The organism is Okibacterium fritillariae, assembly GCF_052783725.1.
Genome location: NZ_CP199917.1, coordinates 309,071 through 329,528, shown reverse-complemented (window position 1 = coordinate 329,528; position 20,458 = coordinate 309,071). Strand labels below are relative to the sequence as shown.

Annotated in this window: 20 protein-coding genes; 8 read left to right on the top strand and 12 right to left on the bottom strand. The window is 68.9% G+C overall.

Features of this window, described 5'->3' with window-relative positions:
* Nucleotides 1–56 precede the first annotated feature (56 nt).
* Nucleotides 57–641, top strand: coding sequence for an SRPBCC domain-containing protein (locus ACUWEX_RS01635; RefSeq protein WP_445996902.1), 585 nt, complete (start codon nucleotides 57–59; stop codon nucleotides 639–641).
* Nucleotides 642–662: 21 nt separating this feature from the next.
* Here the strand turns inward: ACUWEX_RS01635 and ACUWEX_RS01630 are convergent, their stop codons facing one another.
* A complete protein-coding gene (locus tag ACUWEX_RS01630; protein ID WP_445996901.1) occupies nucleotides 663–1,784 on the bottom strand; it encodes a zinc-binding alcohol dehydrogenase family protein in 1,122 nt (373 codons plus the stop codon).
* A gap of 167 nt (nucleotides 1,785–1,951) precedes the next feature.
* On the opposite strand from ACUWEX_RS01630, the gene ACUWEX_RS01625 reads away from it, so the two are divergent.
* Nucleotides 1,952–2,551 carry a TetR/AcrR family transcriptional regulator gene (locus tag ACUWEX_RS01625; protein WP_445996900.1) on the top strand — a complete coding sequence of 200 codons (600 nt, stop codon included), beginning with the start codon at nucleotides 1,952–1,954 and terminating at the stop codon, nucleotides 2,549–2,551.
* Here the strand turns inward: ACUWEX_RS01625 and ACUWEX_RS01620 are convergent.
* From ACUWEX_RS01620 to ACUWEX_RS01580, 9 genes are all read right to left on the bottom strand, one after another.
* Nucleotides 2,548–3,315 carry an SGNH/GDSL hydrolase family protein gene (locus ACUWEX_RS01620; protein WP_445996899.1) on the bottom strand — a complete coding sequence of 256 codons (768 nt, stop codon included), beginning with the start codon at nucleotides 3,313–3,315 and terminating at the stop codon, nucleotides 2,548–2,550. The genes ACUWEX_RS01625 and ACUWEX_RS01620 overlap by 4 nt on opposite strands.
* A 12-nt stretch (nucleotides 3,316–3,327) precedes the next feature.
* Complete coding sequence (locus ACUWEX_RS01615) at nucleotides 3,328–4,293, bottom strand: universal stress protein (RefSeq protein ID WP_445996898.1); 966 nt, start codon at nucleotides 4,291–4,293, stop codon at nucleotides 3,328–3,330.
* A gap of 88 nt (nucleotides 4,294–4,381) precedes the next feature.
* On the bottom strand, nucleotides 4,382–5,296 hold the full coding sequence (locus tag ACUWEX_RS01610; RefSeq protein ID WP_445996897.1) for a M23 family metallopeptidase: 915 nt from the start codon (nucleotides 5,294–5,296) through the stop codon (nucleotides 4,382–4,384).
* A gap of 153 nt (nucleotides 5,297–5,449) precedes the next feature.
* A complete protein-coding gene (locus ACUWEX_RS01605; RefSeq protein WP_445996896.1) occupies nucleotides 5,450–6,484 on the bottom strand; it encodes a carbohydrate kinase family protein in 1,035 nt (344 codons plus the stop codon).
* Nucleotides 6,481–7,575 carry a glycosyl hydrolase family 32 gene (locus ACUWEX_RS01600; protein WP_445996895.1) on the bottom strand — a complete coding sequence of 365 codons (1,095 nt, stop codon included), beginning with the start codon at nucleotides 7,573–7,575 and terminating at the stop codon, nucleotides 6,481–6,483. The genes ACUWEX_RS01605 and ACUWEX_RS01600 overlap by 4 nt, the downstream gene beginning before the upstream one ends.
* A gap of 6 nt (nucleotides 7,576–7,581) precedes the next feature.
* Entirely contained in the window at nucleotides 7,582–8,604 is a 1,023-nt protein-coding gene (locus ACUWEX_RS01595) for a carbohydrate ABC transporter permease (protein ID WP_445996894.1), read from the bottom strand.
* Nucleotides 8,605–8,606: 2 nt separating this feature from the next.
* A complete protein-coding gene (locus ACUWEX_RS01590; protein WP_445996893.1) occupies nucleotides 8,607–9,581 on the bottom strand; it encodes a carbohydrate ABC transporter permease in 975 nt (324 codons plus the stop codon).
* Nucleotides 9,582–9,654: 73 nt separating this feature from the next.
* On the bottom strand, nucleotides 9,655–10,947 hold the full coding sequence (locus ACUWEX_RS01585; RefSeq protein ID WP_445996892.1) for a sugar ABC transporter substrate-binding protein: 1,293 nt from the start codon (nucleotides 10,945–10,947) through the stop codon (nucleotides 9,655–9,657).
* A gap of 99 nt (nucleotides 10,948–11,046) precedes the next feature.
* Nucleotides 11,047–12,078 carry a LacI family DNA-binding transcriptional regulator gene (locus tag ACUWEX_RS01580; RefSeq protein ID WP_445996891.1) on the bottom strand — a complete coding sequence of 344 codons (1,032 nt, stop codon included), beginning with the start codon at nucleotides 12,076–12,078 and terminating at the stop codon, nucleotides 11,047–11,049.
* 253 nt (nucleotides 12,079–12,331) lie between these two features.
* Here ACUWEX_RS01580 and ACUWEX_RS01575 point away from each other — a divergent pair, with 253 nt between their 5' ends.
* The 3 genes from ACUWEX_RS01575 to ACUWEX_RS01565 all read left to right on the top strand — a co-directional run bounded on the left by ACUWEX_RS01575 (nucleotide 12,332) and on the right by ACUWEX_RS01565 (nucleotide 15,671).
* A complete protein-coding gene (locus ACUWEX_RS01575; RefSeq protein ID WP_079726535.1) occupies nucleotides 12,332–12,583 on the top strand; it encodes a hypothetical protein in 252 nt (83 codons plus the stop codon).
* Nucleotides 12,584–12,882: 299 nt separating this feature from the next.
* A complete protein-coding gene (locus ACUWEX_RS01570; protein ID WP_445996890.1) occupies nucleotides 12,883–14,136 on the top strand; it encodes an LPXTG cell wall anchor domain-containing protein in 1,254 nt (417 codons plus the stop codon).
* A gap of 275 nt (nucleotides 14,137–14,411) precedes the next feature.
* Complete coding sequence (locus tag ACUWEX_RS01565) at nucleotides 14,412–15,671, top strand: LPXTG cell wall anchor domain-containing protein (protein ID WP_445996889.1); 1,260 nt, start codon at nucleotides 14,412–14,414, stop codon at nucleotides 15,669–15,671.
* 179 nt (nucleotides 15,672–15,850) lie between these two features.
* On the opposite strand, the gene ACUWEX_RS01560 is transcribed toward ACUWEX_RS01565, so the two are convergent.
* On the bottom strand, nucleotides 15,851–16,456 hold the full coding sequence (locus ACUWEX_RS01560; protein ID WP_445996888.1) for a TetR/AcrR family transcriptional regulator: 606 nt from the start codon (nucleotides 16,454–16,456) through the stop codon (nucleotides 15,851–15,853).
* Nucleotides 16,457–16,523: 67 nt separating this feature from the next.
* Here ACUWEX_RS01560 and ACUWEX_RS01555 point away from each other — a divergent pair, with 67 nt between their 5' ends.
* A complete protein-coding gene (locus tag ACUWEX_RS01555) occupies nucleotides 16,524–17,081 on the top strand; it encodes a hypothetical protein (RefSeq protein WP_445996887.1) in 558 nt (185 codons plus the stop codon).
* A 55-nt stretch (nucleotides 17,082–17,136) separates the two neighbouring features.
* Nucleotides 17,137–17,730, top strand: coding sequence for a hypothetical protein (locus ACUWEX_RS01550; RefSeq protein ID WP_445996886.1), 594 nt, complete (start codon nucleotides 17,137–17,139; stop codon nucleotides 17,728–17,730).
* A gap of 13 nt (nucleotides 17,731–17,743) precedes the next feature.
* Here the strand turns inward: ACUWEX_RS01550 and ACUWEX_RS01545 are convergent, their stop codons facing one another.
* Complete coding sequence (locus ACUWEX_RS01545) at nucleotides 17,744–18,262, bottom strand: MarR family winged helix-turn-helix transcriptional regulator (RefSeq protein ID WP_445996885.1); 519 nt, start codon at nucleotides 18,260–18,262, stop codon at nucleotides 17,744–17,746.
* Nucleotides 18,263–18,325: 63 nt separating this feature from the next.
* Between ACUWEX_RS01545 and ACUWEX_RS01540 the strand changes: the two genes are divergently transcribed.
* Nucleotides 18,326–20,392 (top strand): MMPL family transporter, encoded by a 2,067-nt coding sequence (locus tag ACUWEX_RS01540; protein WP_445996884.1) that lies wholly within the window; start codon nucleotides 18,326–18,328, stop codon nucleotides 20,390–20,392.
* The last annotated feature ends 66 nt before the right edge of the window (nucleotides 20,393–20,458 follow it).

Genomic DNA, 20,458 nt, shown 5'->3' with positions numbered 1-20,458 from the left:
AGGTCTTCCGTTTGGTCCACGGGAGGAGGACGCTGGGGTGAGCGAAAGGGGTGACCATGGCCGCAGAGCCGACGGGGCGTCGAGAGGCGAGAGAGTTTGGCGAGGCGGTCGTGTTCGATCGGCGGTTCGAGGCGGGAATCGACGAAGTGTGGGCGTCGATCACCGAATCGGCCGAGCTGCAGCAGTGGGTCGGCGAGTGGACGGGTGATCCTGGCAGCGGCTCCGTGCAATTTCGGATGACTGCCGAGGGTGACGATGTCCCCGCCGAGACCGTTTATCTCGACGAATGCTCGGCACCGTCACGGTTGCGGGCGCGGATCTACATGGGCGGCGGACCCGACGGCGACGAGAACGGGTCCGGCGAGAGCGAGCCCGACGCGAGCGGCCCGGGCGACGAATGGCACTGGGAGATCACGCTGGCCCAGACGGCAGGGGTCACGACGCTGACGTTTGCTCAGTCGGTGGATGGGAGCATCCCCGTGTCGGATGTCGCACCCGGGTGGGAGTACTACCTCGATCGATTGGCCGCCTACCTCGCAGGTGAGGATGTCTCGGCCATCAACTTCGAGCGCGATTACCACCCAGCGCAGTGCGAGTTCTACACCTCGCTCTTCGCCGAAACCGCGGCCTCCGGCGACTAATCATCGGGAGCGTGAAGTCACTTAGAGGGTGACGACCGCCTTGCGGGCCGAGACGCCGCGGCGGTTGGCGTCGAAGGCGGCCTGCACCTGGTCGAGGCCGTGGCCGATGACGAGGGGTTCGGGGGCGACCGCGAAGGTCTTCGCGGCCAGGGCCTGGGGCAGGAAGTCGGCGTAGATGGCCGTGCTGACGGGGGTGTTCTTGAGCGAGCTGCCGACCACGAACTTCGAGCGGATGCCGCGCATGCCGGCCTTGGCGAAGTACGCCGCTTGCGACATCCCGATGCGCATGAATGTGAGGGGAAGTCGTTTGCGGCGGCCGGGCTCGACGACGTTGTTGAAGGAGACGGGCGTGCTGAGCAGGGCGATGCGTTTGCGGCCGTCGACCCGGCGGACGATGTCGGAGCAGCGTTCGGAGGAGCCGGCGCCGATCGCCGCCGCACCCATGAAGGTTGTGCCGCGCAGGGCTGCCACGATGTCGCCGACCACCGAGGCGCTCGAGTAGTCGAACACCTGCGAGGCGCCGAGCGAGCGCACGTAGTCGAAGTTGCGGGGGGATGCCGTGGCGACGACGTCATAGCCGGCTGCGACCGCGAGCTGCACGGCGTTGCTGCCGACACTCGTCGACGCACCCCAGACGAGGACCGTACCCTTGCTCGCGGTCCCGGCCGAAGCGGCGGTCGGGTAGTCGAGCGCCAGCTGGTCGGCCTCGAAGAGGGCGCACGCGGCGGTCGAGAGGCCGAGCGGCAGGACGGCGGCGTTCTCGAAGGGCAGGTCGTCGGGGATGGGCGAGGCCAGGCGCTCGAAGACGACGCTGTAGCGCTGGAAGGCTCCGCGCGCCGACGAGTTGCTGTCCTTGTCGGTGCCGACCGTCATGCCGAGCACCCGGTCACCGACGGCGAAGCGCGTGACAGCCGAGCCGACCTCGACGACGACGCCCGCGACATCCGTGCCGATGACGGCCGGATACTTCACCCACGGGTAGATGATCGTGCCGACCTCTTGCAGGATCCAGTCGAGGGGGTTGATGGCCACGGCCCGGTTCTCGACCACGATCTCGTCGGCCTCAGGGCGCGTGTAGGGGGCGGGCCCGACGCTGAGGCGAGCATGTTTCGGCGGAAGCCAGGCGGCCTGATTGGTGGGCATGCGATGTCCTCTGCGGGTCGGGTCGGGCGGCCGCGGACGGATGTCGAGCGCGGGGTGCTGCGCGGAGCGAACGCAGCGGAGTGTTGGGCGATGCATCGAGTGATGACATCTCGTGTCATAAAGGTATCACCACATGACACGCAATGTCATCACCTACACTGGGGTCTATGAGTCGATGGCAGCCGGATGCGCGCGGGCGCCTGGAGCGCGCGGCCCTCGAGCTGTTCGCGCGGCAGGGGTTCGCCGAGACGACGGTCCCCGAGATCACGGCCGAGGCGGGGCTCACCACCCGCACGTTCTTCCGCCACTTCGCCGATAAACGCGAGGTTCTATTCGCGGCCGAGGCCGGGCTGCCGCCGTTCATCGCGCAGCTCATGGCTGAGGCGCCGGCCGAGCTCGGCCCCTACGACACGCTCACGCATAGCCTCGAGACGGTGGCCGCGACCCGGTTCGACGGGCTGCTCGACTTCTTGATCGCACGCCGTGCCGTCATCCGATCGGATGCGGGGCTGCGCGAGCGCGAACTGCGCAAACAAGAGGTGCTGGCCGAGGCGATCGAGCAGGGGTTTCTCGACCGCGGGGTCGATGAGGTGACCTCAGCTCTCGTGGGCCGCATGGCGGCCGTCGTCTTCAACGTCTCGCTCGACCGCTGGCTCGACCTCGGCGGCTCGCGCACGTTACTCGACCTCATGCAAGAGCACCTAGCCCTCACCCGGGTGACCTTCGCGGCCACTCCCCCAGCCACTCCCCCAGCCCACTCCTCTTAACCGTTCGTCACCGCACCCGGCAGCTCGACCGGCTGCAACGTCGCGAACTTCGGCTCCCGGTTGTCCCCCGACGACCGCCCGGTCAGCCGACGCCCGATCCAGGGCAGCACGTACTCCCGCCAGTACGCCGCCGTAGCCGGGCGCGAGACATCCTCATGGTCGGGGCCGAATTCGGGGGCCGGCACGTCGAGCGCCGCCAGAATGTTCGAGGCCACCCGTCGGTGCCCGCGCGGGGCCAGGTGCAGCCGATCGCGCGACCAGTAGCGCAGGTCGGCGAGTTCGGCATCCGCCCAATTGTCGACGAACGTCATGCCCTCGCGCGGCAGTTGCGCCCGCACCGCCTCGGCCAGCAGGTCGCCGCGCGCCTCGATGCGCGCCCCCATCGGCAGATGTTTCGTCGGGTTGGCGCCGCTGATCACGAGCACATGGATGCCCTCAGCCACCGCCCGATCGGCCGCCGCCACGAGCTGCGACGCCACGTCGTCGATCGACACCTTCGGCCGCATGATGTCGTTGCCGCCGCCGTTGATGCTGATCAGCTGGGGCCGCAACTCGATCGCCGCATCCATCTGGGGTCCGACGATGGGCGCCAGCAGCCGGCCTCGGATGGCGAGGTTGGCATAGGTCACGGTTTCGGGGGCCGCCGAAAGGGCGAGGCCCTGCGCCACCAGGTCAGCCCAGCCGCGCACGCGCCCGTCGGGCAGCTCGTCGCCGACGCCCTCCGTAAAGCTGTCGCCCACGGCCACGAAACTGCGAAAGTCCATGACCCCAGTCCATCACTTCTCGTGGTGCGGCACCACCAGGGTGGGGCACGTGGCGCGGTGCACGCTCTGGGCGCTGACCGATCCGACGACGAGACCCGCGAGCCGACCGCGGCCGTGCCGCCCGACCACCAACATGAGCGCTTCCCGCGAGAGGCGCGTCAAAACCTCGGCCGGATGACCGAGCATCGCTCGATATTCGATCGACACCGACGGGTGGGATGCCGCGTGCGGCGCGACCTGCGTTCCGAGCACCTCGCACACCGCCCGCGAGATCTCGTGGTGCGGAGAGACCCCGCCCTCGCCCCACACCGAACCGCGCGGCGCCGTCTCGATGTTCCACGCGCGCACCACCGTCAGGGGCACCGCCAGGTCGTCGGCGAGCGAGAGCGCTTCGAGCAGCGCGCGGTCGGCCTCGGGCGAGCCGTCATGCCCGACGACGATCGACCCGGCGGGCGCGGGGCGCGAGGATGCCTCAGCTTCGGCGCCCGCGGGAACGTCGTGCAAGACATCCGCCGCCGTCTTGGCCGCGTGCTCGGGCGACGGGACGATGAGCACGGGCCCGCGCGACCGCTGCAACAGGTGGATTGTCACCGACCCGAGCGTGAGTCCCCGGAACCCGCCGTGGCCCCGCGCTCCCACGACGAGCAGGCGCGCCCCGTCCGAGTTCTCGACCAGCACCTCGGCCGGCGAACCCCGGTGCACCTCGAGCTCGACGGGCACGACAGGATGCTGGTCACGCACGCGGGCCGTGTCGGATTCGAGGTCGCGACGCACCGTGGCCGAGACATCCTCATCACTCTGCGAGCGGCCGAGGATCTGCGTGACGGCGGGCAGGTGCGTGTCGAGGCTCCACGTGCGGACGATGTCGAGCGACGACTTCAGTCGCTCAGCCAACGAGATCGACACCTCGAGAGCGTGATCGGCCCCCGCCGATCCGTCGTGTCCGACAACGATTCGTGCGTGCGCGTTCGTGTCCACCGAAACTCCCTTGTCGAGGTGTACGAGCCGTCGGGCCCTACGGCCCATGCTGGCACTGCGCGACGCGGGCGTCTAGGCCGGGTGGGGGCTAGAGTGCGCCGCGCGCCTCGAGGTAGGTCTGCGGGTTGGTGAACTTGCCGTCGAGCTGCACCTTGAGGTCGAGGTGGCAGCCGCTGACGACGCCCGTCGCGCCGACGAGCGCCACGATCGTGCCACCCTCGATAAGGTCGCCGACCGCAACCTTGAACGAGCCGGTCTGCACGTGACCGTAGATGGTCTCGACGCCGCCGCCGTGGTCGACGATGACGCGCTGGCCGTAAGACCCGCCGCTGCCCGTGAAGGTGACGCGGCCGGCCGAGACGGCCTTGATGGGGGTGCCGCAGTCGGCGCTGAAGTCCATGCCGTCGTGGAAGCTGTTCGAGCAGCCGGCGCCGTTGCAGATGAGGCCGCGGGGGCCGTAGGGCGACGAGATCGGGCCGGCCACGGGGCGCTGCCACACCGTGGACACGGTGTCGAGGTATCCGCTGAGGTCGGCGTCGGTCGAGCCCGAGGACGAGCGGTTGGGGTCGAACGCGCGAGCGGCGGTGCCGGCGGCGGCCTGGGCGGCGAGACGCGCGGCCTCGTCGGAGGCCTTCTTGGCGGCAGCAGCCTCGGCAGCGCGGGATGCCGTGAGCTCGGCCGTCGTGGTCGCCGAGTAGGTGTCGCGGTTGACGAGGATCGGCAGGGCCTTCTCGTTCACGTTGAGGCTCTGGGCCTCGAGCTGCGAGAAGTTGCTGGCCGGCGGCAGGTTCGACTCGGTGAAGGCGAAGGCCGGCAGGGCAAGCGTTCCGATCAGACCGGGAACGGCCAGCAGCAGGATCGCCGAGCGGCGGAAGCTCTGCCAGAAACGGCGGCTCTGCGGCGTGCGCCACGGCTCTCGGTTGATGGCCCGCGTGGCGTCGGCTTTCTGCACGGCGGTGCGCGAAGAACGCGACGACGTCGAACGGGTGGAGCGTGAACGCACGGTGACCTTCCGGGGGCGAAACTTCCGAAGTCACCCATTCTAGGGTGGCGTGCGCTCCGGCGGGAGATTCTTCCCCGAAGCGCACGAGATTGCCGATGAGAGCGGGGGCACCGCACGATGGATGCGGGCGGCGCGGGCTTCGGCGCAAACGCGTCAGGGGGCGGGCGTCGAGCCGCCCAGTTCGTGCAGCCAGGGCGGGTTGGCGCCGCGGCGTGAGACGGTGATGGCGGCGGCGTGGGCGCTGAGGCGCAGCATCCGGTCGGCCGTGTCGAGCGTGATGTCGTGCAGGCGCGCGCGGGCCGAGGCGGCCGAGAGGTCGGCGCGCACGAGGCCCTCGATGAGGCCCGCCATGAAGGTGTCGCCGGCGCCGATGGTGTCGACGACGGACGTGCGCTCCGACGGGACCGTGAGGTCGCCTCGCGACGTGACGGCGGTGGCACCCGAGGCGCCACGCGTGACGACGACGAGCGCGGGCCCCGAGCGCTGCCAGTCGCGGGCGGCGTCGAGGGGGTCGACTCCGGGCCGCAGCCACTCGAGGTCTTCGTCGCTGAGCTTGACGACGTCGGCGGCGCGGATGAGGGCGTCGACGCGGGCACGCACGGCGGCGGCATCCGCGTCGGCGATCAAGGCCGGTCGGATATTCGGGTCAAACGTGATGAGCGACTGCGGCGAGCGCTCGGCGACGAGAGCTGAGACATCCTCGGCACCGGGGAGCAGGAACGCGCCCACCGACCCCACGTGCAGGATGTCGCTGCGGCCGACGGACCGCCGGTCGAGCTGCCAGCGCAGGTCGAACTCATAACGGGCGGCACCCGACGTGTCGAGGCGAGCCGTGGCGACCGAGGTCACGACAGACTCGCCAGACCCTTCCACCGACGACACGACGGCGACCCCCGACTCGGCGAGCCAGGCGCGCACGGTGTCGCCCGCCGCATCCGCTCCCAGCATCGTGACGAGCTCGGGATGCCGCGCCCACCGGCCCAGCGTCAGCGCCACGTTGGCCGGGCTGCCGCCGGGGGCGTCCTCGGACTCGCCGTTCGCCCGCAACACGCGGTCGATCAGCGCCTCGCCCACGACGACGATGCGCGGCTGCCCGGGCGACGCCGGCGAGTCCGGGCCCCGGTCCGCGACATGCTGCGCCGACGATGCCGACGCCGATACCCCGTCCGGCGACGCCACTTCGCTCATCGCGCGGCACTCACCGACAGGTCGGAGTCGTTGTCGACATCATCCCGGTCGCGGGCATCCGACTCGCGGGCATCCGACTCGCGGGCATCCGACTCGCCGGCATCCGACGCCTGGGCCTCGACTTCGGCCCCGGCCCCAGCAGCAACCCGCGGCACCAACCCGAGCACGGGATCGGCCGTCACCAGCACGGGATCGCTCAACGCCCCCACGAACTCGCCATCCACGATGTTCACGAACCCGAGCAACGCCCACCCGCCATCCGCGGCGCGCACCAGGCGCGAGGCATACAGGTCGGTGCGTTCGAACAGCTGCGCGCGCGAGAAGTCGACCTCGGCGAGCCGCTCGTCGACGACGACGCTGTACACGCCGCCCGCCTCCCCCGCGGCCTGCCGCTCGGGCGACAACTCGGCCCAGCCGCAGCAGAACAGCAGCACGGGCACGCCGTCGACGATCTCGAACTGGAACACCTCGAGCTGCCCGAAACCCTGCCCCGGCTCACTCAGCGGCGGCTGCACCGCCCAGTCGACCAGGTTCTCGCTCGTGGCGTGGCCGAGCACACCGCGCACGCGCGCATCGCCGTGGTTGGCGCGCGCCGTGATGAGCATGTGCCACGTAGCCTCGCCCGGGAAGCGGAAGACCCACGGGTCGCGCCACGCCTGGTCGTGCCAGAGCGAGCGGTCGAGCAGTTCGTACCAGCGCGGGTCGGCCTCGACGAGCGGTGCGCTCGACACCTTCGACCACGTCATCAGGTCGGGCGAGGTCGCGGCGCCGACGCGCTGCACCATGGTGTCCTCGGCGCGAGACGTGCCCGTGAAGAACATCCACCACAGCCCGTCGTCGCCGCGCACCACCGAACCGGTCCAGGTGGTGGCGTCGTCGAACGCGCCGGGTTCCGACACGATGAGCGCATCCTCGACCACGGTCCACGTGGTCAGGTCGCGGCTCACGGCGTGGCCGACGATCGGATGCCGGTGCCGACGATCGGGATCACCGAGCGCCTTGCTGGCGTGCAGATAGAACGCGTGGGTGACGCCGCCGTCCTGCACATACCAGGAGTCCCAGATCCACTTGTCGGGAAGCTGCAAAGACATGGGGGCCTAACCTTTCACACCGCTGGACGCGATGCTGTTGACGAACGAACGTTGGAACGCGATGAACAGGGCCACGACGGGCAGCGTGATGAGCGACGCATACGCCATCACCTCGCCCCACGACACGTTCAGCTGGAAGAAGTACTGCACGCCGACCATCACGGGCCGCAGCTCCTCGGTCTGCACCACCATGAGTGGCCACAGATAGGAGTTCCACGCGGGCAGGAACGTGAGGATGGCGACGGTCGCGACGGCGGGACCCGACAACGGCATGACGACCTGGCGGTAGATGCGGAACCATCCGGCCCCGTCCATGCGCGCCGCCTCGTCGAGCTCCTTGGGGATCGACTCGAAGTACTGGTGGAAGAGGTAGATCGAGAACGCGTTGGCGATGAACGGGATGATCTGCACCTGATAGGTGTCGATCCATCCCTTGCTGAAGCCCAGGCTGAAACCGTCGAGCGTGAGCGAGGGCAGCTGGTTGACCCACCACACGAGCGGCAGGGCCAGCGTCTCGAACGGCACGATGAGCGTGGCGATGATGAGCGTGAGGATGATCGACTTGCCCCGCATGTTCATGCGCGACAGGGCGAACGCGGCCAGGCTGTTGACGAGGATGCCGAGCAACACCGTGATGGCCGAGATGCCGATCGAGTTGACGAGGAACCGCGCCGCCGGAACGCGGTCGAACACGGCCGCGTAGTTGTCGAACGAGATGTTGCCGATGGGCAGGAACGCCGCGACCGAGGACAGGTCGCCGAAGATCTGCTGATCGGGTTTGAGCGACGACACGAACATGAAGAGCAGCGGGAAGGCGAAGACCACCGCGAGGGCGAGGCGCAGCAGCCATCCGCCGAGACCGGCGCGTCGGCGACCCGACCAGCGCGACGAGAGGCCGTCGGCCCGTCCCCCGCCGGTCGTGCCGCCGCGACGGGAGCGGGTGCCGCGCCGGCCGGAACCCGCCACCGTGACGACGGCGGGTTGCTCGGGCGATGACGCCGCGGCATCCGGAAGTTGTGTGAGAGCCATGATCAGTTCTTCTCTCTGGTGAGGAACCGTTGAACGAACGAGATGAGCAGCACGAGCACGAAGAACACGAGCGAGATCGCCGACGCATAGCCGGTCTCCTGCTGCACGAAACCGGACTGCACGGCCTCATAGACGACCGTCGTGGTTGAATCGAGCGGCCCGCCCTGCGTCATGACGCTGATCTGCGTGAACAGGCTGAGCGCCTGGATGGTGATGGTCACAAGGATGAGGCTGCGCGTGGCCGAGAGCCCCGGCCACGTGATGTAGCGGAAGCGCTGCCAGCCCGCGGCACCGTCGAGGTCGGCGGCCTCATAGAGGTCGGCGGGGATGGTCTGCAGGCCCGAGAGCCAGATGACCATGTGGAACCCCACGCCCTGCCACACCGACATGAGGATGATGGCGGGCATCGACGTCGAGGGGTCGTTCAACCAGTCGGGCCCCTGCACCAGGCCGAACGTGACGCGGTCGATGACCACGTTGATGAGGCCGTCCTGGCGGTACATGAACAGCCACAGCAGCGAGACGACCACCATCGAGGTGACGACGGGCAAGAAGTAGACGGTGCGGAAGAACGTGGTGCCCCGCACCTGCTTGTTGATGAGCAACGCGAGCACGAGCGCCACACCGGCCTGCACGGGCACCACGATCACGGCGAAGTAGGCCACGTTGAGCAGCGCGCGGAAGAACGTGGGGTCGGTGAAGAGGCGTGCGAAGTTGTCGAGCCCCACGAAGGTGGCGGGGTAGGGCGAGATGAGCCGCGCGTTGGTGAAGGCCAGCACGAAGGCCAGCACGGCGGGGATCAGGATGAAGAGGCCGAGCAGAATGACGGCGGGGGCGAGCATGGCCCAGCCGGTGCGCTGCTCTTTCTTGCCCGACCGCGAGAGCGGCTGCCGCGGGGTGCGGGCGGGGCGGGTGGCCTTGGCGGCCCGGGTGGCCGTGCGGGCGTCCGCGCGGGCCGATCGTTCGAGGGTGGTCATGGGTGTTCCTCCCGTCGGGGGTGGGATGCGGCGGCCCCGGCACTCGCGGTGGCCGCCGCATCCACGCCCACGGCTATTTCTGCGTGTAGCCGCCGTTGGACTTGATGTTGCCGTCGATGGCTTTGACCGCCTTGTCGAGCGTGGCCTGCGGGTCGCCGCCGTTCAGGATGTCCTGCGTGGCCTTCGTGAACTCGCTCGAGATGAACGGGTAGGCGGGGGTTTCGGGCCGCAGCTCGGCGAACTGCTTCGAGAATTCGCGGAACAGGGCCAGGTCGCCGCCCTCCTCGAATCCGGGGACGAGAGCCGCCGCGGCATCCGTTGCGGGGATGGTGGCCGTGGCCTTGGCGACGTCGGCGATGTTCTCGGGCGACAGGGAGAAGGACAGGTAGTCCATGGCGGCCTCGGGGTCGGCGCAGCCGGAGGTCACGCCCCACTGCCACGAACCGCCGCCGATCTTCACGCCCTCGCCCAGGTCGGGCAGCGGCAGCACCGAGAGGTCGTCGCCGAGCGCGGTGGACAGCTTGCCCGCCGCCCAGCTGCCGCCGAGCATGATGGCGCTCACGTTGTTCTCGAGGTCGAGGGCCGCGTCGGCGCCGCTCTTCGGGGCCACGTAGCCGTCGGTCACGAGGCTCTGCATCCACTCGGCCCATTCGACGGCCTTCTTGCCGTTGAGGGCACCGTCGGCGCTCTGCATGTCGTCGCGGTTGATGAGGTCACCGCCGAAGGACTGCAGCAGGGGCGAGTAGGCGTAGGGGTACCACTCGCCCACGTCGGCCGTGCCGAGGTCGAGCGGTTTGTCCCACGTGCCGTCGGCCTTCAGGGCCTTGAGGGCGGCGTCGAATTCGTCCTTCGTCCAGGGTTCGTCGATGGTGGCCACGCGGATGCCGGCCTTCTCGAGCACCGATGTGCGGGCGAAGAGGGCGAGGGCCACGTCGTAGTAGCCCACCGAGTAGGTCTCGCCATTCCACTTTCCGAGCGTGCTGGGCAGGTTCTCGTCGAGGTCGACGCTGAGGTCGAGGGGCGTCAGGTATTTCGCCCACGCCCAGTTGGGCACGTTGGGGCCGTCGATGTCGACGATGCACGGCAGCTTGCCCGACGCGGCGGCCGCCACGACCGAGTCGTTGTAGGACGACTGCGGGAAGGCTTGCACCTTGACGGTCGTCTTGTCCTGGCTGGCGTTGTACTTGTCGACCACAGCCTGCACGGCCGCGAGCTCTTCCGTGTTGCCACCGTTGTGGGTCCACAGCGTGAGTTCGCCGTTCTTGCCGTCGGTGCCCGTGCCGGCGCTCGCACAGCCGGCGAGCGATGCCACGAGACTGGCGGCGAGTACACTCGCTACGATCAGGCGCTTCTTTGCGTGTCGCATTCTTGTTTCCTTCTTCATCGTTGGGGTGGGATGCTCGTCGGCGCAGCGCCGATCACCGCGACCGTTGCAGCGGTCGAGGGGTTGGGGGTCCGTCGTCGCCTAGTGCGGCGGCGGGCCGACCGACTGCCGCGTGACGAGCGGGCAATGCATGCGGATCTGTTGGGGGGCGGGCGCGTCGTCGTCGTCGCCGTCGGCGTGGAGTTCGAGCGCGAGGCGTTCGATGGCCCACTGCCCCATCTCGTAGTGCGGCAGGGCGACCGAGTCGAGCCCGGGGAGCATCGCGTCGGCGAGGATCTCGAAGTTGTCGATGCTGACGATCGAGAGATCGTCCGGAATGCGCAAGCCTCGCGTCTGGGCGGCCTGGTAGGCGCCCATGGCGATGCGGTCGTTGAAGCAGAACAGCGCTGTGGGCCGGTCGCTTCGGTCGAGCAGGAGGGCCGCGGCGGCGCGCGCCGACGCGGTGGTCGAATCGCTCGCGGTGATGAGTGTCTCGTCGACCTCGATGCCGTGCGCCCGGAGCGTGGCGCGATAGCCGTCGAGGCGGCCGCGCGTGGCCGGGATGTCGTCGACATTCGAAAGGTAGCCGATGCGCCGGTGCCCGGCGGCGATGAGGTGTTCGACGGCCGTGCGGGCCGCGCCCTCTTCGTCAGGCACGACGCTCGAGATGTGGTCGTTGCCGGTGGAGGCATCGAGCAAGACGGTGGGCACCCCGACCAGAGCCTCGGGCACCGCGACGGTCTGGTGGTACATGCGGGCATAGATGATGCCGTCGACGCGGTGCTGCAGCAGGGCTTCGATGCTGCGGCCCTCGAAGCGCGGGTCGGCGCTCGTGTTCACGATCATGAGCACCCAGTCGTTCTTCGCGGCGGCTTCTTGGGCCCCGAGAAGCACGCGTCCGGCATAGGGAGTGGTCGAGATTTCGTCGCTCACGAAGCCGATGATCTGGGAGCGCTTGCTGCGCAGGCCGCTCGCGAGCCGGTTGGGCGCATAGTTGAGGTCGGCGGCCACGGAGCGCACCCGCTCGCGGGTGGCATCGCTCAGCTGGCCGGCTCCGCTCAGGGCATGGGAGACGGTGGTGAGCGAAACGCCCGCGGCTGCCGCGACGTCTCTGATTCCCACTCGTTTGCTCATCGTTGAACTTCTCTCCCAAAACGTTTTTGTTCCGTTGGCGATGACTCTACATAAACGTTTTTGTCGATGTCAAGAAAAATTCATCACGATGGATGTCTGACTGCAAGCGTTTGCAAGTGTGCATGTGGCACAGATGCGTAGCGTGCACATGCATTAACCGCAAGGGCCACCCCTCGAATAGGTGACAGCACCTTGCCTGAAATACATTCAAAGAACAGCAGGCCAGAAGACCGAAGCGACGGGAGAAATGCACATGAGTTTGGCCATTGAAGAGACCTTCGCCCTTCCGGCGCACCCCTCTCTCGGCGGAGACGATGTCGTCGTTTCGCTGGTGTCCTCCACGCGTTATGCGATCGCAAAGTCGGGCGAAACCGTCGGCTTCGTGGATGTCGAGGGGCCCGTGTTCGTCGCCCTCTCCGGTCTCGTCTACCCCTGGGCCGAGGAGATCTCGCAGCACCGCTCGCTGCTCGTCGCCATCCGCTCCGTCGTCCTCGCGGCATCCTGACGCCCTGCACTTCCCGGCGTCACCCCACCCCGACCTGTTTCGACAGGGCGGGGTTTTTTTCTTGCGCGAACGCTGCCACCCGGCACGCCCCCCATGCGGGGGGCATTTTGGGCCGGGCCGAAAAAGTCGAGATTAGACGCCAAATATTTCTCACTTAAGAAACAAACCATGCGCTAGGTTCTTGATTGGGCGCGATGTCGCGCTCCTCAGCAATCACCACACGTATCCCGCCGACCACTTCCGGCCGACGGGATCGTCATGTCTTCGGCGCCGAAGAGGCGTCGTCTAGGGGGACCTTCGTGAAGAAAAACACTTGGCAGAAAGTGCTGGCCGTTCCGGCCACGCTCTCGATCGGCCTCGGCGGCGCCCTGCTCGCCGTCGCGCCCGCCCACGCCGTCGTGATCGACGGCACCTCGAACACCGCAGAGGTCGCTCCGACCGACGTGCCCACGCCCGGTGCCACCGAGACCCCGGCACCCGCCGAGACCTCGGCTCCGACCGAGACGCCGGCTCCCGTCGAGTCCGCAGCGCCCACCGAGACGCCCGCTCCCACCGAGACGCCCGCGCCCGGTGCTGGCGCCGGTGCCGAGGACCCCACTGCAGAGGCTCCCGTTCCCGTGCTGCTGCCCACGCCCGTCGTGCAGACGCCCACCACCGGCGCCACCCTCCAGGGCCCGAAGGTCACCGCGACCGGAACCGGCACCGCCGGCAACTACGTGCTCGTCGAGGCCATGACCCCCGAAGAGTTCGCCGCCCTGCCCAAGCCCACCTCGCGCGCCGCGGCCCCCGTCGACCCCGACCCCTACTTCGGTGGCTCGCTGGTTCGTGCCGACGGCACCTGGACCTTCAGCACGAAGGTCCCCACCTCCGGTGACTACGTCCTCGCGGCCCGCGAATACTCGGTCGACGCCAATGGCGCCATCACGGGCGCATCGCGCATCACCAGCGGCACCCCCGTCTCGGTGACCGTCGCCGCTCCCGCCGCCCCGGTCGTCACCGCGCCCACCGCCGGTGAGGTCATTCGCGCGAAGAACATCACGATCTCGGGAACCGGTAAGCCCGGCGCCAACGTCGCCGTGTTCGTCGCTACGCCGAGCTACTTCGACCAGTACGTCGCCGAACAGCTCGCGCTGCTCGAAGACCCCGCCGCCGGTGTCGACCCCGCCGCCGGCGCCCGCGTGCAGGCCCTGGCCGCCGAGCCCGAGCCGAGCAACCCCGAAGACCCGATCATCGTCGACGGCAACGGCAACTGGACCGTCGTGCTCCCCCTCGAGATCGGCGCCTACCGCGTCGGCGCCGTTCAGGCCGCTAACGACGACACCGCCCTCGGCCTGTCCGAGCTGTCGGCCACGGTCGACTTCAGCGTCGCCGCCGTGCTGCCCGCACCCGTCGCCCTGCCCGGCACCTCCCCCGCCGGCAACGGCACCCTGCCCGAGACCGGCTCCGACGCCGGAATCATCGCCGGCATGGGCGCCCTGCTCGTCCTCGGTGGCGGCGCACTGTTGTTCGCCCGCCGTCGCATGACCGCGAGCACCACCGCCAGCGCCGAATAACCCTCCCCAGACGGCTCGTCAGAGCCACCGCTCACAGCCCCGCGCAACCCCAAACTGCGCGGGGCTGTGTTGCGCCCGGACACGTCGCGATCAGGCATCCCGAATCGTTATATACGTGAGGAAAATCCACTCACTTCGGAAACAAACCGTGCGCTAGGTTCAGGATGGGCGCGGTGAAGCGCCCCATCGAAATCACACGCGAACCCGCCCGCCACCATGGCCGACGGGTTCGTCATGTCCTTGACGCCGATGACGCGTCGAGTAGGGGGAAAAACGTGAAAAACAAGACCTGGCAGAAAGTGCTCACCGTGCCGGCTGCCCTGTCCATCGGCCTCGGCGGCGCACTGCTGACCATTGCACCGGCTCACGCCATCGGAACACCCGATGTGCCCACGGCCAGCGAGACGGCACCTTCGACCGAAACCGCAACCGCGACACCCACGGCGGAGTCGACGAGTACTCCTGCGCCCACGCCTGAATCCCCCCAAGAGCCCAGCGACGATACAGCGATCGCCACGCCGATCGCCACGCCGCTGGCGGAGCCGGCACCCGGAGCTCCCGAAAACGCCGTCGCCCCTCTGGCGGCAGTCCCTCTGGCCCTCCCGCTGCCCGTCGTCACCTCCCCCGCCGAGGGCGATAGCGTGCCGGGTGACTCGGTCACGATCACGGGCACGGCCGCAGAGGGTGACTTCATGTTCGTGGTGGTGGCGGAACCCGAGTTGTACGACGACACCGTGCGAGTCGACCCCGCTACGGCCGCCGAGTACGTGGACAACGACGAAGACGCTGTCCCCATCGTGGATGGGCGTTGGTCCTACACCTTCCCGCTGCCGTTGCGTGGAACCTTCAAGGTCGGCGGGTTCGCTTATACCGTCGACGCGTCTGGAGCCCCGACGGCGGCGTCGGGCTGGTCGGTCGCGCCGACCTTCATCGCCACCGGAACCCCCATCGTGGGCGTGACCGATGCTCCGATCGTGACGTCTCCCACCGCCGGTGAAGTCGTTCGCGCCCAGAACGTCACGATCTCGGGAACAGGTCGCCCCGGCGCCAACGTCGCCGTGTTCGTCGCCACGCCGAGCTACTTCGACCAGTACGTCGCCGAACAGGTTGCGCTGATCAAGGACGCCGTCGGCGGCACCGATCCCGCCGCCGGCGCCCGCGTGCAGGCCCTGGCCGCCGAGCCCGAGCCGAGCAACCCCGAAGACCCGATCATTGTGGACGGCAACGGCAACTGGAGCGTCGTGCTGCCCCTCGAGATCGGCGCCTACCGCGTCGGTGCCATGCAGGTCCTGAATACCCCGACCTTCATCGGCATCTCCGAAGTATCGGGCACGGTCGACTTCAGCGTCGCCGCCGTGCTGCCCGCACCCGTCGCCCTGCCCGGCACCTCCCCCGCCGGCAACGGCACCCTGCCCGAGACCGGCTCCGACGCCGGAATCATCGCCGGCATGGGCGCCCTGCTCGTCCTCGGTGGCGGCGCACTGTTGTTCGCCCGCCGTCGCATGACCGCGAGCACCACCGCCAGCGCCGAATAACCCTCCCCAGACGGCTCGTCAGAGCCACCGCTCACAGCCCCGCGCAACCCCAAACTGCGCGGGGCTGTGTTGCGCCCGGGCGCAAGAGGAATCCTCGGACTTGCGAGACCCGGCCCCGACGCGATCGCCGAGACTGTACGGCGATCGCGCCGCCTCGGCGCGACAGGAAACCCCAACGATCAAGCGCGGGTCGAGCCCGGGAGACGGTCGAGGTAGTCCGAGAGGATGCGCGAAGCATCCGCGCCGTCGTCGTGCGGGTCGGCGGCGAGGAGGTGGAGCGCGAGGCCGTCGACGAGGGCGTGCAGGGCGGCGGATTCGCGGTCGAGGTCGAGGCTGGCGGCATCCAGATCGTCCGCTTGCAGCAGGCGCTCGAGGAAGACCCGGCAGGCCGCACGCGTGTCGGCCAGGATCTGGTCGTAAGCGGGGCGGAGGGCCGAGGAGGTCAGGGCCAGGGAACCCATTGCGTGGTAGACCTCCATCTCGACGCGGCGGTCGGCGTCGAGGGGCAGCAGCTGCATGAGGCAGGCCTCGGCCGTGGCGCGCGGCGTGGGGCCGGGCTCGAGGGCGAGGATGCGGTCACGGGCCCGGCGTTGCACCAGCTGCAGCGAGAAGATGAGCAACGAGTCCTGCGTGGGGAAGGACCGGCGCAGCGAGCCCGTGGCCAAGCCCGCCTCGGCGGCGACGTTGCGCACCGAGATCTTGGTGATGCCGTCGCGCAGCAGAACGCGCCAGGCGGCCTCGGCGACCTCGATCTCGCGGGCGTCGTGGTCGATCAACTTGGGCATGGTCCGAGTTTATACAGTCGTGCTAGCATCGCTGTGTTAGTACAACCGTGCAAACAAGGAGGGGTGCATGATCTTCGGCATCATCGTGGCGTGCGAGATCGGCTTCTGGGTGGCGATCGGCGCCGGGCTCGCGGCCCGCTATCTACTCAAGGCTCCGCGCCTGGGCGTCGTCCTGCTGGCACTCGCGCCCGTCATCGACCTGGTTTTGCTCATCGCCACGGGCCTGCACCTCAAGAGCGGCGCGAATGCATCCTGGGAGCACGGCCTCGCCGCCGTCTACATCGGGTTCTCGGTCGCCTACGGTCACCGCCTCATCGCCTGGGCCGACGCGCGTTTCGCCAAACGGTTCGCGGGCGGCAGCATCCCGGCGCCGCTCACAGGCTGGGCTTACACCCGCAAATGCTGGGGGGATGTCGCGCGCACCCTGCTCGGGGTCGCCATCGCCGCGGGCATCCTGCTCGGCCTCACGTGGTGGGTGGGAGACGCCACGCGCACGGCCGAGCTGCAGAACTGGTTCGGCATCCTGCTCATCGTGCTCGGCATCGACACGATCTGGGCCGTCGGTTACACCCTCTGGCCGAAGAAGTCCACGGCGACGCAACCGGCTGGTGCCGCGCAACGCTGACGCGCCAGAATAGGGGTGGCGCCGACGAGCGGATGCCGCCACGAGGGGAATCAGCATGAGCGACAGTCCGTACGGCCCGCCGTCCACCAACAACGACGGCAACGACCGTGATTTCGGCCAGGGCGGATACTCGCAGCAGGGTCAACACGGTCAACAGGGCCAGCAGTCCGGCGCCCCGCAGGGCTACCCCTCGAACACCCAGGCGGGCTACCCGGGCGCCCCGCAGGGCTACCAGTCGGGCCAGCAGGGCTACGAGTCCGGCCAGCAGGGCGGCCACCCCTCTGCAACACCCGCGCCGCGCAAGCGCAGCAAACTCTTCGACGACGGCGGCGCGCCCAACCAGCTCGGCCTCTACTCCTTCTTCGCCGGCGCGGCCGTCATCGTGGTCGACTTCGTGCTCCGCCTCGTGCAGGCGGGATTCATCGGCACGGGGGCCTACGCCATGCTCGGCGTCATCACGCTGGCCAGCACCGTGCTGTCATTCCTCCTCGGCCTGCTGGCCGTCATTCTCGGCTTCACGGCCCTCACACGCCAGGGCGCCTCGAAGACATTCGCCGCTCTCGGGCTGGGAATCGGCGCCACCGTGCTGATCGGCGCGGTCTCGGGAATTCTCTACAGCGCACTGGCAAGCGCCGCCTCCGCCCTCTAAAGAACGCCTCGCGTCAGGCCGGCGTGTCAGCCTCGGCGGCGCCGGCCTCCAGCGCGCCCTCATAGACGTCGATGACCGACGCGAGGAATGCGCCGACGATGTCGCGGTGCTCGGCGGGAAGGTCGGCTGCGGCATCCGCGACGCCGTTGAGCACGGGCATGAGCGCGTCGAACGCGCGGGCCACCGACGGCGGCGATGGCACGATCACGGTTTTGCGACGGTCGGTGGGGTGGGGTTCGCGGCGCGCGTGACCCGAGGCCACGAGGCGGTCAACCGAGAACGTGGTGGCCGCATTCGAGATGCCGAGCTTCGGCGCGAGCTCGCTGGGTGTCATGGGGCCCGACAAAATCAAGTGCTCCATGGCCTCGAGGTCGGTGTCGTTGACGGCCAACGTGCGCCCGAGGTGCTGCTCGAACGCCTTCGACAGCGCGCCGATCGCACGCAGCTGGTTGCCGATGGCGCCGGCGGTCGGATGCTCGTGCCCCGCGGTCTGCACCCGACGCGGTCCCTCCGACTTGCGCTCGTCTTCCATGAACGTCATGCTAATGCAGTAAGTCGTTAAGTTGCTTAACTATTAAGTTCCTGGAGGAAAATCATGCGGGCTCTGTGGCGGTTCATCAGCGGGAAGCGCACCGCGTGGGCGGTTCTGGGCGCCACGGTCGTGGCCGTCGGGCTGCTGTTCGCGTTCCTCCCCACGCCCGAAACGGATGCCTACCCCGCATCCGGTCTGCCCGACAGCACGCAGAGCGCGCAGGTGGCCGCGGCGCTCGAAGACTTTCCGTCGGCCGAGCAGACCGCCGCGATTCTCGTGTGGAACCGTGAGGGCGGCTCGCTGACCGACGACGATCGCGCCGCCATCCAGGAGCGTGCGACCGCCCTGGCCGCCGACTCGACCGCGCCCGAGGCCGTGCGCCCGCAGTTCAGCGACGACGGGGAGGCCGCGCTCGTCGTCGTGCCGCTCGACAAGGCCACCGCGGAGGACGACCTCGCGGGCACGGCCGATGCACTGCGCGCCACGGCATCCGAGGACCTGCCCGACGGGCTCGACAGCTACCTCACGGGCGGCGTCGGTTTTCAGGCCGACATCAGCAACGCGTTCGCGGGGGCCGACGTGCGCCTGCTGCTCGTGACCGTCATCGTGGTGGCCGTGCTGCTCATCGTCACCTACCGCAGCCCCGTGCTGTGGATCGTTCCACTCGCCGTCGTGGGTCTCGCCGATGGACTGGCCGGCAAGGTGGCGAAGGCCGCGGCTGAGTCGTTCGGGGTGACCGTCGACGCGTCGATCTCGGGCATCCTCTCGGTGTTGGTCTTCGGCGCCGGCACCAACTACGCCCTACTGTTGGTCGCCCGCTATCGCGAAGAACTGCTGAAACAGGAGGATCGCTCGGCCGCCATGTTCACGGCCGTGACGAGCGCGGGCCCCGCCATCGCCGCCTCGGGCGGAACCGTGGCGCTCAGCCTCATCACCCTGCTGTTCGCCGAACTCAGCGGCAACCGCGCGCTCGGTTTCGCGTGCGCCATCGGTGTCGTGATCGCCGTGCTGTTCGCCCTGATCGTGCTGCCCGCGGCGCTCGTGGTGTGCGGCCGCGGACTGTTCTGGCCATTCATCCCGCGCCACGTCGGCGAGCACGCCGCGACCAAGACGAGCCTGTGGACCAAACTCGGGCGTGGCGTCTCGCGCAAACCCGTCACGATTCTCGTGGTGTCAGTGCTGGGCCTCGGCGCCCTCTCGGTCGGCCTCGTCGGCGCGAGCGTCGGCCTGTCGCAAACGGAACAGTTGCTCGGCGAACCAGAGTCGGTGACGGCGCAGAAGATCGTCGACGACTCGTTCTCGGCGGGACTGACCGGGCAGACCATCGTGCTCGCCCCCGAAGACGCCGTGGCCGAGGCATCCCAGATCGCGGAAGACACGGATGGCGTGGACAGCGTGCGCCCCGGCGAAACGGCCAACGGCCTGGCCCAGCTCTCGGTGTCGCTCACGGCCGCGCCCGACAGCGACGAGGCCTTCGACACCGTCACGGCCCTGCGCGCAAACTACGCGGACGCCTCGGGCGACGTCTCCGACACGATCGTGGGCGGCACGGATGCGACGGCGCTCGACGAGCGGACCGTCTCGGAACGTGACCAGAACCTCATCATCCCGCTCATCCTGGTGATCGTCTTCGTTATTCTGGCCGTGCTGCTGCGCTCGCTCGTGGCCCCCGTTCTGCTGCTGCTGAGCGTGCTCGCCACGTTCTTCGCCAGCCTGGGCGCCTCGAACCTGCTGTTCCAGAACGTGCTCGGCTTTCCCGCGTTCGACACCAACGTCGTGCTCTTCGCGTTCCTGTTCCTCGTGGCGCTGGGCGTCGATTACAACATCTTCCTCACCACGAGGGCTCGAGAAGAGCGGATGCTGCACGGCACGCGCGAGGGCATGATCCGGGCCCTGGCCTCCACCGGCGCGGTCATCACGAGCGCCGGAATCCTGCTCGCGGCCGTATTCGCCGTGCTCGGCGTGCTGCCCGTCGTCGCGCTCACGCAGATCGGCGTGATCGTGTGCATCGGCGTGCTGCTCGACACGTTGCTCGTGCGCACCATCCTCGTGCCCGCGCTCGTGTTCCTGACGGGCGATCGCTTCTGGTGGCCGTCGAAGGTGCGAGCCGTCGAGACATCCGACCGCTAGCCGCCGAGCAACAGCCGGCGCCGGTTAACCAGGAAACGCCCGCCAACCGTGAAGGTTGAGCGGGCG